The sequence below is a fragment of the [Clostridium] ultunense DSM 10521 genome (assembly GCF_000511955.1).
Lineage (GTDB): Bacteria > Bacillota > Clostridia > Tissierellales > Tepidimicrobiaceae > Schnuerera > Schnuerera ultunensis.
Genome location: NZ_AZSU01000005.1, coordinates 112682 through 126893, shown reverse-complemented (window position 1 = coordinate 126893; position 14212 = coordinate 112682). Strand labels below are relative to the sequence as shown.

The window sequence follows — 14212 nt, the reverse complement described above, 5'->3', positions numbered from 1 at the left end:
GGTAATAAGATGATAGAAATATTATATCCAGTTACTGTATTAGGTGGTTTAGGACTTTTATTTGGTACAAGTCTTTCATTAGCATCAAAAGTTTTTGCAGTAGAAATAAACCCAAAAGTTGAAGAGGTTAGAAAAGCATTACCAGGAGCTAACTGCGGGGCTTGTGGTTTCCCAGGATGTGATGGATTAGCAAATGCTATAGCAGAAGGTAAAGCTCCAGTAAATGCTTGTAGTGTTGGAGGTAACCCTGTGGCAGAAATGGTGGCTGAAATAATGGGAGTGAATCCAGTAGAAACTACTAAAGAAGTGGCCACTGTTCTATGTCAAGGGGATTGTAATAAAGCAAAAGAAAAGTATATTTATGATGGGATTATAGACTGCAGAGCCCAAAACATATTAGCAGGAGGTAGTAAATCTTGTTCCTATGGTTGCTTAGGATGTGGCACTTGTAAAGAAGTCTGTGAATTTGATGCAATTCAAATTGTAGATGGCATTGCAGTTATAGATAAAGACAAATGTACATCCTGCAAAAAATGTATAGATGTATGTCCAAAGGGGATAATTGAGCTTGTACCTTATGAACAAGAGGTAATAGTTAAATGTATGAGTAATGATCCAGGTAAAGTAGTAAGAGGCAATTGCAGTATTGGATGTATAGGTTGTCAGATCTGTGTTAAAAATTGTCCAGAAGACGCTTTTACCTTTGAAAATTATCTGGCTAAAATTAACTATGAAAAATGTATAAATTGCGGTATTTGTGCTGCTAAATGTCCTACAAAAGCAATTTTTTCAAGTCTGGAGGAAGCAAAGACGGCAGCCCAATAATAAGAGCCTAAATTTAGGCTCTTTTATTTTTAGTCAAATTCATTTATAATATAAAAGGTAAGGTAATAACTTTGTGCAATTATCTAAGTAATTCAAACTTGTAAATGGAAAGTATAAATGATAAACTAATTGTAATATGCACAGAATTAATATAAGTCCTAAAGGGTGAATAAGTTGACAAAAGGTGATAAGATTTTGATGATATTTATTGTAATTATAAGTATATTATCCCTATCATATGTAAAAAGATCAGCCTTTAATTATAATGAAAAGTATATAAGTATACAGGTAAATGGAGAAGAAATAAAGAAGATTATATTTGATGCCAATTTAATAGGGCAAACTATTCCGGTAGAAACCCAGTATGGGTATAATTTAATTGAGTTAGGAGATGGAATGGTTCGCGTAATTGAAGCAGATTGTCCCGACCAATTAGATGTAAAACAAGGCTATATATCAAAAGTTGGAGAAGTTATCGTTTGTTTACCTAATAGATTAGTTATTGAGATAAAAGGTATGGACGAAGGAGATGTAGATTATATAAGCCGTTAGAAGGTGAAAGGATGAAAGGTATTAAAAGATTAATTTTTTTGTCATTATTAGTTTCTATTGGGTTAGGATTAAGTATCATTGAATCGATGATGCCAGTACCTTTTGTGGCACCAGGAGCTAAATTAGGATTGTCAAATATGGTAATTTTGATAACATTAGTAATTTTTGGTTTTATGGAAGCTCTGACTGTTGGTATCCTTAAGTCCATAATATTTACATTAGTTTCGGGTAGTGTTACAAGTCTTTTTTATAGTCTTTCTGGTTCCGTTTTAAGCTGCGTATTGATGTTTATAATATATAATAATTTTTCTAATATATTTAGTTTAATTGGTGTTAGCATTTTTGGAGCATTAGCCCATAATTTTGCTCAAGTTTTAGTAGCTAGTTTAATGATGAAAAATTTTAGGATATTTTCATATCTTCCCATATTATTATTAACTAGCTTATTTACCGGATATTTTGTTGGGTTAGTTTCTATATTTGTAGTAAATAATTTAAAAAAATTTTTTGACAATATATTTTATTCTAAGAATTAAGGTGATATTATGAAGAGGATCATTCTTGCTTCAGCCTCTCCTAGAAGGAAAGAGTTGCTATTGAAGTATAATATTAAACCTATTATAATAGAATCAAAAATTGAAGAAAGAATTTCCCAAAAGGAAACAGCTGCGCAAATTGCCATGGCATTATCCTTTGAAAAGGCAAATCAAGTGGCAAAGGGATTCAAAGATGGAGAAATTATAATAGGTGCAGATACAATTGTAACTTGTAAGGGAAAAGTACTTGGTAAACCTAAAAATCAAGATGAAGGAAAAGATATGCTTAAATTTTTAAGTGGCAAAGAACATGAAGTAATAACTGGAATAAGCATTGTAAAATCCAACTCAAATATTAAGATAATAGACTATGAAAGGACAATGGTCAAGTTTAGGAAGCTTACCTATAAAAAAATTGAGAATTATATCAAAACTAAAGAATACATTGATAAAGCTGGAGGATATGCTATACAAGGGTTAGGAGGAATACTAGTAGAGTCTATTAATGGATGTTATTTTAATGTAATGGGTTTGCCTATATATAAATTAGACATTTTATTAGAAAGACATTTCGACATAAGTCTATTATAATAATTAGGGTGGTAATATATGGCAGAGAGTATTAATATTAACAAATCTTACACCATAAAGGATCTTCCATTATATGAAAGGCCTAGGGAAAAACTAATTAAATACGGAGTCGGTTCCCTATCCAATGCTGAGTTAATAGCTATTATTATTAGGACAGGATATAGAGAAGATACTGCAATAGACTTGGCCCATAGACTCCTTAGTATTGATAGTACTGGTATTGGATACCTTTCCCATGCAACTGTGGAAGAATTGACCAGTATAAAAGGTATAGGGCAATGTAAGGCAGCTCAAATTATAGCTGCCATAGAACTAGGCAAAAGGATTTCTAGCAGAAGTGGAGAAGACAAACTAAAGGTAGACTCGCCTTTAGTAATTGCAGAATTACTTATGGAAGAGATGAGGTACTTAAGGAAAGAACACTTTAAAATAGCAATTCTTGATACTAAAAATCAAATTATTAGTATTGAGAATATTTCCATAGGTAATTTGAACTCGTCCATCGTCCATCCTAGGGAAGTTTTTAATATCGCAATTAAGAGAAGTGCAAATTCTATTATTTTAGTACATAATCACCCTAGCGGTGATCCAACACCAAGCACAGAAGACATTAATATTACACATAGATTAATCGATGCAGGAAATATAATTGGGATCAAGGTTTTAGACCATATTATAATTGGTGATAATAAATATATAAGTTTTAAACAGAAGAACATTATCTAAATTATTGATTTTAGCCTATAGAAAGGAAGGAGCAAAAGATATGGGAATTTTTAGTGCATTTACAAAGGATATGGGTATTGATTTAGGAACAGCAAATACATTAGTTTATATTAAAGGTAAGGATATTGTAATTAGAGAACCATCAGTAGTAGCAATACAAACTAATACAAAACAAGTTTTAGCCGTAGGTGAAGAAGCAAAAAAAATGATTGGTAGGACTCCAGGAAATATTGTAGCTATACGACCTTTAAGAGATGGAGTTATAGCTGATTTTGATATAACGCAAAGCATGCTTAAGTATTTTATTAAACGTTCTATGCAAAGACGTTCATTATTTCAACCAAGGGTAGTAGTTTGTGTACCTAGTGGGGTTACAGAAGTAGAAAAAAGAGCAGTAGAAGAAGCTGCTATCCATGCTGGCGCTAGGGATGCATATTTAATAGAAGAACCAATGGCAGCAGCAATAGGTGCTGGACTTCCTGTTCATGAGCCTACTGGTAGCTTAATAGTAGATATTGGAGGAGGTACAACGGAAGTTGCTGTTATCTCCTTAGGTGGAATAGTTACCAGTAAATCTATCAGGATTGGTGGAGATGAATTAGATGAATCTATAGTAAACTATATTAAGAAAGAGTACAGTTTGATGATTGGAGAACGTACAGCAGAAGATATCAAAATTACTATTGGTTCTGCTAATGTAAACAATAAGGAAACTAAGATGAGTATTAGAGGAAGAGACCTAATAAGTGGTTTGCCTAAAACTATAGAGATAACTTCAAAAGAGATATATGAAGCTATGAAAGAACAAATATATAATATATTAGAAGCTATTAAATCCACCTTAGAAAAAACACCACCAGAATTGGCAGCAGATATAATGGAACAAGGTATAATGTTAACTGGAGGAGGAGCTTTACTTGATGGGTTAGATAGATTAATTAGAAACGAAACGGGCATGCCTGTTCATGTAGCAGAAGACCCATTAGATTGTGTAGCCATAGGGACTGGAAAAGCATTGGAAAGTATAGAAGTATTGAAAAAAACTGTATCAAATAATAAAAGAATAGGTTAAGTGGTGATTTTATGTTTTTTTTCAAAAAATATAAAAATAGAATGATAGTGACTATAGTTGCTATCATTCTAATTGTAATCATTGGTATTACTAGCAGTGAGAGAGTAGGATTATCTAAGATGGAGAAAATTGTTGGGGATGTAATGAAACCTTTAGAGAAAGTTTTTTTCAATCTTGGCAAAAAGACTTCCAATTTTTTTGGATCTATAAAGGATATTGGTAGTTTAAGAGAAGAAAATGAAAATTTAAAATTGAAAATTGCTGAAATGGAAGAGAAAAATAGGGCCTATGAAGATTTAATTGGCAAATCTGAGTACCTAAAGAATGAAAAAGAATTAATGGAGAATACCATTTACAATCTAATAAATGCTCAGGTTATAGGAAAAGAACCAGGCAATTGGTTTGATAGGTTTACTATAGACAAAGGTTCAAAAGATGGTATTAAAAAAGGAGATACAGTAATCCAAGCTATAGAAACTGATGAGGGTATAATTCAAGAAGGAATAGTTGGAAGAATTGCTGAAGTAGGAGATAATTGGTCTAAGGTAGTTTCTGTTATAGATGAAAATAGTAAAATCTCCTTTAAAGTTATAAGAACTCAAGATGGCGGAATGATATCAGGTAGTGTAGACGGTAGATTAAGTGGCTATCTATTCGATAACAAAGCGGATATAATGAAGGGAGACAAGCTTTTTAGCTCTGGTTTAGGCGGAATATATATGAAGGATCTTTACATTGGTGAGATTACAGATGTAATAAAGAAAGATGAATCTTTGACTAAGCAGATAGAGATAGAACCAGCGGTTGATTTTAAAAAATTATATAAAGTTTTTATTATAACTGATTAAAATTGAGGGATTTAAATTGATTACACTGATTACATTACTGATAATCATAATTAATTTTATATTGCAATCGACAATATTACATTATTTTAATATTTTCGATGTAGTTCCAAATACAAGTCTTGTAATTATTATTGTAATAGCATTACTAAGAGGGAAAAAAACTGCCAGTATTGCAGGTTTGATAGCTGGCCTATTACAAGATATTATCTTTAGCCCTGTGATTGGAATAAATGGTTTCATATACTTTTTTGTCGGATATTTTGTTGGCATGGCAGAAAACAAGTTATCTAAGGATAATATACTGATTCCATTTATAATGACTTTAATTTCTACTATATGTTATCATTTAGTCTACTATCTATTTATGTACTTTTTATCTTTTAATATACCCTTTTTTGCCTTTTTTAAGAATGTGGTTGTTATTGAGATGCTATATAATAGTCTCATATCTATTATATTGTACAAATGGTTTTCGAGGATATTTGTCATTCCTTCAATTAGGTTTGGAAGGAGATAGGGGTGTAGAATTTGAAAATATTAGAAAAGTTAAAAAATCGATATAATATTTTAATCATCATATTAACTACTATTATGCTAATTCTTTCTTTTAAATTAGCTACATTGACTATAGTAGAAGGAGATTATTATAGGGATATTTCCGATAATAAAAGGCTAAAGGAAATATACATTACGGCGCCAAGAGGCGAAATTAGAGATAGATATGGCAGGCTGTTAGCTGGCAATAAGCCTAGCTTTACTGTGCAAATTTTGAAAGATGAGTTAAATATTAAAGATAGGGATAAAAAAAACAATACATTGTTAACATTAGCTAGATTGCTGGAAGAGGATGGGGTAATCTATGTAGATGATTTCCCTATAGAATTTAATATCTTTGATTATATCAAAGAAGAAATATATGAAATAGAAAACATTACTCCAACTGAGAAGGTAATAGATATTATAATATCAAATAATTTATTACCACAGATATTGGACACTTACTATATCCATCCTGATTATAAAGAACATTATCAATTTATAACAGTGAATAAAGCTATAAATGCCTTAGAAAACAAAGGAATAGATATGCCCATTAATATTGAACTTAGTAAAGAAGGATTAAAATTAGATTTTGATAATGGAAAAGATATAGAAGAGTGGAAGAAACATTATCAAATAAGCCAAGGAGCTAATCCTAAAGAGGCAATAGTTAAACTAATAAATAATGATAAGAATATTATAAGAAAAATCATAGATCATCCTGTTTCAAGACAGATAGTCTATGATATATTAAAAGAAAATAACTTAAACAATAATTTGATATTAAAGGAGTACTCAATAACCTTTGATGAAGAATATTTAGAGCAAAAAAGAACTCTTATGAAAACCTTTAAAAATATAAATTTTGATTCCAGTGCAAAAGATGATTTTGTTAACATAGTTACTGAAACCTCATTAGTAGATATGTTGGAAAAGGTAGTGAATGTTGAAGATGAAAAGGGAAACGTAGAGACAACTATACCTGGAGAGATATTGATTAAAAAAATAGAGGAAAAGGGTTTAGAATCTCCTGTTAAGATAGAAATTAACGAAGAGGTTAACACTGTATTATATACTTATAAAGATAAGGGTTATTCCGGTGATAAAAGTCCTATAGAAGCATTAATAGATTTTGTAAAGAAAAATAGTTTATTGGAAGACTTCATTACTGATGATAATATAAAAGGCATAGCTCAAGAAGCCATACTGGAAAAAGGATATAATCCTAGAATTTCAGTTTCAAGGTGGGAATATGTATCTTTAGTTAACAAAAGTGATTGGTATGAAAAGTTTAAAATTCCTGAGGGGAAAAGTGCTGAAGAGGCTTTTTCTTATCTAATGGAATATTATAAAATAGATAAAAATTTAAGTAAGTATGAATCTAGAGTCATAATGAGCCTATATGATCAATTGGATAAACAAGGGCATAGAGCCTATCAACCTATTAATATTGCCTATGGCATTAAGGATGCAACCGTTGCAAAAATTGAAGAAGGCCTTATGGAAATGCCTGGAATACAAGTATCCATAGAGCCGGTAAGATACTACCCTCAAGGGGAAACCGCAGCTCATATATTGGGGTATTTAGGCAAGATATCTCAAACTAATGAAATTGAGAAATACGTCAAAGACAAGAAGTATTCTCCTAATGATATAATAGGTAAGACTGGTATTGAAGAGAAATTTGAGTCGGAGCTCAGAGGGAAAAGTGGTGTTAAAAGGGTAGAAGTTGACGTTTTGGGAAATACTACCAATATAATAGATGAAGAAAAGGCAACGCCGGGAAATAATATTTACCTAACCATAGATTTGCAACTTCAAAAAGTAGCAGAAGATGCACTAAAACATGCATTGGAGCAGATACAAGTAGGAGGAACTTTTAAAAGTCAGTGGGGAGACTATAAATTCGGAACTAGTAGAAGCAAGGGAAGACCATATAAAAATGCTACTTCTGGTGCGGTGGTAGTTACCGATGTAAAAACTGGGGAACTACTGGCGTTGGCCAATTATCCTGCCTATGACCCCAATCTTTTTTCTACTGGAATATCTAGTACAGACTGGGCTAGTTTATTTCCTGAAAATGAGGAAGATTTATTAGCACCAAGGCCTTTATACAATATTGCCATACAGACGGCTATACAACCAGGTTCTACTTTTAAGATGGTTACTGCTCTTGCAGCCTTGGAAAAGGGATTTAGTCCTAATAAGACTATTAGGGATATGGGAAAAGTGGATATTGGTCCTAGGTCCTTTGGCTGTTGGCTTTGGAATTCTAGTAGACGTACCCATGGACCCGTGAATGTATATGATGCTCTTAGGGATTCCTGTAACTATTATTTCTACTCTCTTGCATTGGGCAGAAACCAAAAAACCGGGGAAGCCTTAGGAGTAAGAGTGGACATTGAAGATATAGCCAATATTTCAAAACAATTAGGATTAAATGATAAAACTGGTATAGAAATAGACATACCTAGCGAGGCTTCTGGCGGAGTGCCAGATCCTCAAAGTAAGATAATGATAACTAAGAGTTTGTTAAAGAGATATTTAAATAGAAATATAAGGTCCTATATCAAAGAAGGGGAACAATTTTCAGATGAAGAAATAAATGAAAAAATAGAGGAGATAATAAGTTGGACAGATGAAGCAGAACCATTATCAAGGAACGAGGTAATAAGAAGATTAGATGCTATGGGTTTAGAACCAGAAAAGCGACTTGAGGGAGAAAGGGAAGGAATTGCAGATAAAATCAAATTTACCTATTTAAACTATGCAGGATGGAATATTACAGACACATTGAACGTAACTATTGGACAAGGACAGAATGCCTACACTCCAATTCAAATGGCGAATTTTGTTGCAACTATAGCTAACGGAGGCTATAGACATAAAGTAACTACTATAGATAGCATAAAAAACTTTGATAATTCAAAAACTATACTCCAAAGGGAAGTTAACCCAGAGAGAATCAAATTAAATGATTATGAAAACTTGGAACATGTAAAAATTGGAATGAGAAAGGTAGCTACCGAAGGAACGGCAAGAAGCCAATTTGGAAAATTTCCTATACCTGTAGCAGCAAAAACTGGGACAGCTCAAAGAACTGGTATCAATCCAGCAACTGGAGATACTTATGATGATTATGCTTGGTTTGTGGCTTTTGCTCCCTACGATGACCCAGAAATAGCGATTTCTGTAGTTTTATTTCAAGGGGGAAGTGGTGGATATGCTGGACCTATTGCTCGAGAAATTATTGCCGAATACTTTGGACTTAATAGTTCAGATAAAAAGGAAGCATTACCTTTTGAAATTGAATTGGTAAGGTAATCTATAGGCCTTCCAATTCAATTTTTAAAATTAGAAGGATTTTTTTAAGATATGGAGAATATATATGGAGAAGCTTTTGTGGAGGTAATACCTGTGAAAGAAGGACTAGTAAATTTTAGAGGAATAAAGGAAGGAATTTATATTTATATTCGAGAAGGAGATTTTAAGCATATTAAAAGGGAATTGGAGGACAAGTTGAAAGAATCTATAGATTTTTTTAAAGGAGCAAACCTTTTAGGGATCAAAGGGGAAAATATTTCCGACAATGAAGTTGACGAGCTACTTAAAATTATTCAGGATAAATATAAGTTACATATATCGGAGGCTGGGTTACCTTCCTATTTAGAAGAAGAAAAGCCCTATGAAGGTATTTATGAAGGAATGACAAAATTCATTAATACCACAATAAGATCTGGACAAGTTATTGAATATGATGGGAATATAGTTATTATAGGGGATGTAAATCCTGGTGCTCTTATCAAAGCAAAGGGTAATATTATAATACTTGGAACCTTAAGGGGAGTTGCTCATGCTGGGATAGATGGAAATTATAAGGCAATTGTAGCTGCTTATGATTTGCAACCGACACAGCTTAGAATTGGAAATATTATTGGAAGAAAGCCAGATGGAGATATAATTACCTCTGGGATGCCAGAAATTGCCAGAATTTGTGACGGTGAAGTTCTTATTGAGCCATATTTACCGAGAAAATAGCCAAGAGGAGGAAGGAAAAATGGGAAAAGCAATTGTAATAACATCAGGAAAAGGTGGAGTAGGAAAAACTACTACAACTGCAAATATAGGTACTGGATTAGCCATATTAGGTAATAAAGTTGTAGTAGTAGATACGGATATAGGTCTCAGGAATTTAGATGTAGTCATGGGACTGGAAAATAGAATAGTATATGATATTGTCGATGTGGTAGAGAAAACCTGCAGGCTAAAACAAGGTCTTATTAGGGACAAGCGGTTTGAAGGCTTATTTTTATTACCTGCTGCCCAGACGAAAGACAAGACGGCAGTAAAGCCTGAACAAATGTTGGAACTTATAAAAGAGTTAAAAGAAGAATTTGACTATATTATAATAGATTCACCTGCAGGAATTGAACAAGGATTCCAAAACTCTATTGCTGGTGCAGATGAAGCCTTTATAGTAACTACACCTGAAATTTCTGCAGTAAGAGATGCAGATAGGGTAATTGGGCTATTAGAAGCTCAGGGACTTAACAACCCTAAATTGATTGTCAATAGGATTAAACATGATATGGTAAAGAGAGGAGATATGATGAATGTAGAAGATATAATAGATATATTAGCAGTGGACTTAATAGGCGTTATTCCAGATGATGAAGCTATTGTAATCTCAACTAATAAAGGCGAACCGGTAGTAGTAGAAGATGAACCTTTATCAGCAAAAGCCTTTAGAAACATTTGTGATAGAATTATTGGAAAGGATGTAGAATTACTCAATTTAGAAAACAATGAAGGTAAACTCAGTAAGCTGATCAAACTGTTATTTAGCAAGTAAAGGGGGAATAACCTTGGATTTTTTTAAAATTTTTAGTAAAAACAATCAAAGTAGTAAAAATGTAGCTAAGGAAAGGTTGAAATTAGTTTTAGTTCATGATAGATCCGATTTATCTCCGAAATTTTTAGATATGATCAAAGGAGATATGATTAGAGTAGTAAGGGAGTATGCAGAAATTGATGAAGAAGGGTTAGATATTAAATTGACTAGGATGAAAAGGGAATCAGACAATATGCCTATGTCAGCCTTAGTGGCAAATATACCAATAATCAAAGTCAAGGATAATGAGTAATATATTGTGATTGTTAATAATCAAACAATTATTGTAATTATTATCAAATTTAGATATAATATATGAGGGTTTTCATGTACTTACCTAATTATTTAAAATTTTGGAGGGATACGAATGAAAAAAAGGTTAGGTTTTATGCTCTTAGCCACAGTGTTAATTGTAGCTTTACTTGTTGGTTGTGGCAGTAAAGAGACAGAAACTACAACTAATGGGGATTCTAATGACACTACAGCCGCAGGTGAATTACAAGATGGTACTTATTTAATCAAAGACCCTGTTAGTGACCATGGCAACTACGGTATGGCAAAGATGGAAGTTGTAGATGGCGAAATTTCTTCATTTAGCTATGTGGAAATTTTAGCAACTTCAGGAGAAGAAAAGAATGAAGATAATTACAACTATCCAGAAGGGTTAGCAGTAATTAAAGATCTTAACGAACAATTTAGCGAGAAAAAAGACCTAAACGAAGTAGATTTTGATGCTGTATCAGGTGCTACTCATACTAAAGAAGCCTTTAAAGATATAGTCAATAGACTATTAGCCCAAGCTGGAAAAGGAGAAACATATACCCCGGTATATACTGATGGTGAATATACAGCAGAGGCTGAAGAAGAAAGTCATGGTTGGCTAGGAGAAGTGGTGGTAGTAGTAAAAGATGGACAAATCGTGGGAATAGATTATTTTGAATCTGCAGTAGAAGATATGGAAAGTAATAAAGTAGTATTTGATGAAGACAATAAACCTGTCATGGATAGCGATGGAAAGCCTAAAACGGAACCAGTTCAAGTTAAAGCTGGAGATAGAAAATCCGTTGAAAATTATGCTTACCTAGACTCCTTTGATGTAGTTAAAGGAGTGCAAAAACTAATAATTGACAACAATGGTACTGAAAACCTAGATGTAGATTCTATTACAGGAGCTACAAATACAAGAACTACCATGATTGAACTAGTTGAAAAAGCATTAGAAGGTGCAAAATAGAAATAAAACCCTAACGTAATGTTAGGGTTTTTCTAAATATTCTCAAGAGAGGTAAAATGTTATGAAATTTAAAAGGTCATTAATTTATGTACTAATAGTTATAGTCATGACCTCTGCCATTTTGGGTTGTCAAAAATCGGATAACCAAGGTCCTTTGACTAGAACTGAATTTTTAATGGACACTGTTATTACATTAAAGATGTATGATCAAAAAGATAATAAAATATTAGATGAGGCAGTAAATAGATTAAAAGAAATAGAGGAAAGAATGAGTGCAACTATAGATACTAGTGATATAAGTTTGATTAATAAAAATTCTGGAATCAAACCTGTAAAAGTCCACGATGATGTATATTATGTTATTCAACAAGCCAAGTATTTTGCCAGAATTACAAAGGGGGCTTATGAACCAACTATAGGTCCTTTAGTAGATTTATGGAATATAACTGGTACTGATAAAGATGAAAGGCACTCTATACCAACTGAAGAAGAGATTAAAAAGAGGATGGCCCTAGTAGATTATAATGATTTAGAATTAATGGATAATAACCATGTATATTTAAAAAGAGAGGGAATGAAATTAGACTTAGGTGGAATAGTAAAAGGTTATGCAGCCGATGAGGTAAAAAGAATATTTATTGAAAATGGAATAGAGTCTGCTATAATCGACTTAGGAGGCAATGTTTATGCATTGGGGAAAAAGGAAAATGGAGAAGCCTGGAGAATTGGAATCCAAGATCCTTTTGAAGTTACAGGAAGTTATTTAGGAATATTAAGTGTAGAGGATAAATCCATAGTTACATCTGGAGACTATGAAAGGTTCTTTATATATGAAGGGCAAAAATATCATCATATAATCGATTCTAAAACAGGTTATCCATCTGAAAATGAAGTGGCTGGTGTAAGTATAATTTCAGATAAATCCATTGACGGTGATGCATTATCTACTGCATTATTTATACTGGGAGTAGACGAGGGAACTGAATTAATTAATGAACAAGAGAATATTGAAGCAATATTTATTACAAAACAAGAGGAAGTAATTGTAGATGAAAACATTATGGAAGATTTTTCTTTAAAAAACAACAAACTAAAATTGATTAAAAATCCAAACTAAAAGTAATAAAACCCACCGTTAATAAATATCATAATAGTAGATTAAGGTGGGTGAAATTATGTATAGAAAAAGGTATAATATTAGGTACAAAGGAATCCTTAATATATTGAAAAAAAGGCTACATTATAAAAGACAATTGAATAAAGTTATTGCTGTCCTAATAATATTGATTTTAATCCTTTTATTAAAGGTGATAAATAATAGTATTTCATCTAATATTATTCAAATAATTCATAATAGCATAAATCATGAATTTAGTATAAAGAAAGATGGGAAAATGATAATAGATTATGGTAAGAAACTGTTAATGTTACCTGAAAGAACTTTGTCTGTTTTGAATATTACTAACTCAACTAAATATCCACCACCAATTCCAGGAACAATCTACAATCCTTTTGGTGAGACTAGGCATCTAGATGGTAGAACAATATTTAATAATGGCATAGATATAATACCGGATGGAGAAAAAGAACCCGTCTCTATTGAGAAAGGAATTGTAAAATCAATTGAGGACAGGGGAACCAAAGGATATTTTGTTACGGTGGAACATGAAAACATGGAAACCCTATATGGATATTTAGCATTAGTCTATGTAAAGGAAGGAGAAGAGATAGAACTGGGGACTAAAATCGGCACCTTAGGAACCAATAAAAATGGAAATAGTTATCTACACTTTGAAGTTTGGATAGAAGGCACACCAGTGGATCCATTAAATTATGTAAATTTCAAAAATAAACTTTAAAAACTGTCTTGGACAGTTTTTGCAGTTTGTAGACAAAACACGGTTTCCTTCTTTATGGAAACCGTGTTTCTTAATGAACAAATAATAAAACTATATAAATTTGATAAAAGACCATGCATATTAACGCATGGATTGGATGGATTTGGTCCATTTTTCCTGGACCTCCACATCCAATTCGCTATCTTCTTTAAATTCATGCAAGCAGCAATAAGCATCGCCTGCGCCTTAACTTTTTTTAAGCCCCGTAGGGTTGTCCAGCGCATGCCATGCTTCTCTTTCATATCTGCAAATACACGTTCTATTGTTTCCTTTCTCATATCGTATATTTCTTTATTAATGCTTGTATGCCTTAAATGCTCGACTCCCTCCATATAATTTTCCCATATATGACGGGTAACAACTTTAGTATGGTTTTTGCTATTTGTGCATTTGTTTATATCTGGGCAATTTATACATATTTTAGGATCTGATTTATACTCCCTATAGCCATCTCTATTGGTTGTACTATACTTTAATATTTGATTGTTTGGGCATATGT

Annotated in this window: 16 protein-coding genes; 15 read left to right on the top strand and 1 reads right to left on the bottom strand. The window is 32.4% G+C overall.

The genetic code is table 11. The features are described from left to right. The first annotated feature begins 9 nt into the window (after positions 1 to 9). From CUL_RS0112645 to CUL_RS0112575, 15 genes are all read left to right on the top strand, one after another. The gene (locus tag CUL_RS0112645; protein ID WP_005588749.1) at positions 10 to 825 is read left to right on the top strand and encodes an RnfABCDGE type electron transport complex subunit B; all 816 of its coding nucleotides are present in this window, start codon (positions 10 to 12) and stop codon (positions 823 to 825) included. 165 nt (positions 826 to 990) lie between these two features. Continuing rightward, a complete protein-coding gene (locus CUL_RS0112640) occupies positions 991 to 1377 on the top strand; it encodes a NusG domain II-containing protein (protein ID WP_236616476.1) in 387 nt (128 codons plus the stop codon). Between the two features lie 11 nt (positions 1378 to 1388). Continuing rightward, positions 1389 to 1913, top strand: coding sequence for a Gx transporter family protein (locus CUL_RS0112635; protein WP_025642050.1), 525 nt, complete (start codon positions 1389 to 1391; stop codon positions 1911 to 1913). 9 nt (positions 1914 to 1922) lie between these two features. Beyond that, positions 1923 to 2504 (top strand): Maf family protein, encoded by a 582-nt coding sequence (locus tag CUL_RS0112630; RefSeq protein WP_025642049.1) that lies wholly within the window; start codon positions 1923 to 1925, stop codon positions 2502 to 2504. A gap of 18 nt (positions 2505 to 2522) precedes the next feature. Beyond that, a complete protein-coding gene (radC, locus tag CUL_RS0112625; protein ID WP_005588754.1) occupies positions 2523 to 3230 on the top strand; it encodes a RadC family protein in 708 nt (235 codons plus the stop codon). 40 nt (positions 3231 to 3270) lie between these two features. After that, positions 3271 to 4302: a rod shape-determining protein gene (locus CUL_RS0112620; protein ID WP_025642046.1), complete on the top strand. Its 1032-nt coding sequence runs from the start codon at positions 3271 to 3273 to the stop codon at positions 4300 to 4302. Between the two features lie 11 nt (positions 4303 to 4313). Continuing rightward, positions 4314 to 5150, top strand: coding sequence for a rod shape-determining protein MreC (gene mreC / locus CUL_RS0112615; RefSeq protein WP_005588757.1), 837 nt, complete (start codon positions 4314 to 4316; stop codon positions 5148 to 5150). Positions 5151 to 5166: 16 nt separating this feature from the next. Continuing rightward, the gene (gene mreD, locus CUL_RS0112610) at positions 5167 to 5667 is read left to right on the top strand and encodes a rod shape-determining protein MreD (RefSeq protein WP_005588758.1); all 501 of its coding nucleotides are present in this window, start codon (positions 5167 to 5169) and stop codon (positions 5665 to 5667) included. Positions 5668 to 5678: 11 nt separating this feature from the next. Beyond that, on the top strand, positions 5679 to 9014 hold the full coding sequence (locus CUL_RS0112605; protein WP_025642043.1) for a penicillin-binding transpeptidase domain-containing protein: 3336 nt from the start codon (positions 5679 to 5681) through the stop codon (positions 9012 to 9014). Positions 9015 to 9065: 51 nt separating this feature from the next. After that, positions 9066 to 9728, top strand: coding sequence for a septum site-determining protein MinC (locus CUL_RS0112600; protein ID WP_005588761.1), 663 nt, complete (start codon positions 9066 to 9068; stop codon positions 9726 to 9728). 19 nt (positions 9729 to 9747) lie between these two features. Next, positions 9748 to 10542: a septum site-determining protein MinD gene (gene minD / locus CUL_RS0112595; protein WP_005588762.1), complete on the top strand. Its 795-nt coding sequence runs from the start codon at positions 9748 to 9750 to the stop codon at positions 10540 to 10542. Between the two features lie 13 nt (positions 10543 to 10555). Further along, positions 10556 to 10834, top strand: a complete 279-nt coding sequence (gene minE / locus CUL_RS0112590; RefSeq protein ID WP_005588763.1) for a cell division topological specificity factor MinE — start codon at positions 10556 to 10558, stop codon at positions 10832 to 10834. Between the two features lie 114 nt (positions 10835 to 10948). Then, a complete protein-coding gene (locus CUL_RS0112585) occupies positions 10949 to 11815 on the top strand; it encodes an FMN-binding protein (protein WP_005582122.1) in 867 nt (288 codons plus the stop codon). Between the two features lie 61 nt (positions 11816 to 11876). Then, on the top strand, positions 11877 to 12932 hold the full coding sequence (locus tag CUL_RS0112580) for an FAD:protein FMN transferase (RefSeq protein WP_005582123.1): 1056 nt from the start codon (positions 11877 to 11879) through the stop codon (positions 12930 to 12932). A gap of 58 nt (positions 12933 to 12990) precedes the next feature. Continuing rightward, positions 12991 to 13674, top strand: coding sequence for a M23 family metallopeptidase (locus CUL_RS0112575; protein WP_005582125.1), 684 nt, complete (start codon positions 12991 to 12993; stop codon positions 13672 to 13674). Here the strand turns inward: CUL_RS0112575 and CUL_RS17390 are convergent. After that, positions 13671 to 14212 (bottom strand): transposase (locus tag CUL_RS17390; protein ID WP_201767898.1); only part of this gene is annotated, 542 nt, incomplete at its 5' end. The two genes, CUL_RS0112575 and CUL_RS17390, sit on opposite strands and share 4 nt — an antisense overlap.

Bases quoted from the DNA above. Each gene is read 5' to 3' on its own strand.
- CUL_RS0112645 (WP_005588749.1), top strand. From the start codon at position 10: ATGATAGAAATATTATATCCAGTTACTGTATTAGGTGGTTTAGGACTT.
- CUL_RS0112635 (WP_025642050.1), top strand. From the start codon at position 1,389: ATGAAAGGTATTAAAAGATTAATTTTTTTGTCATTATTAGTTTCTATT.
- CUL_RS0112630 (WP_025642049.1), top strand. From the start codon at position 1,923: ATGAAGAGGATCATTCTTGCTTCAGCCTCTCCTAGAAGGAAAGAGTTG.
- radC (WP_005588754.1), top strand. From the start codon at position 2,523: ATGGCAGAGAGTATTAATATTAACAAATCTTACACCATAAAGGATCTT.
- CUL_RS0112620 (WP_025642046.1), top strand. From the start codon at position 3,271: ATGGGAATTTTTAGTGCATTTACAAAGGATATGGGTATTGATTTAGGA.
- mreC (WP_005588757.1), top strand. From the start codon at position 4,314: ATGTTTTTTTTCAAAAAATATAAAAATAGAATGATAGTGACTATAGTT.
- CUL_RS0112600 (WP_005588761.1), top strand. From the start codon at position 9,066: ATGGAGAATATATATGGAGAAGCTTTTGTGGAGGTAATACCTGTGAAA.
- minD (WP_005588762.1), top strand. From the start codon at position 9,748: ATGGGAAAAGCAATTGTAATAACATCAGGAAAAGGTGGAGTAGGAAAA.
- CUL_RS0112585 (WP_005582122.1), top strand. From the start codon at position 10,949: ATGAAAAAAAGGTTAGGTTTTATGCTCTTAGCCACAGTGTTAATTGTA.
- CUL_RS0112580 (WP_005582123.1), top strand. From the start codon at position 11,877: ATGAAATTTAAAAGGTCATTAATTTATGTACTAATAGTTATAGTCATG.
- CUL_RS0112575 (WP_005582125.1), top strand. From the start codon at position 12,991: ATGTATAGAAAAAGGTATAATATTAGGTACAAAGGAATCCTTAATATA.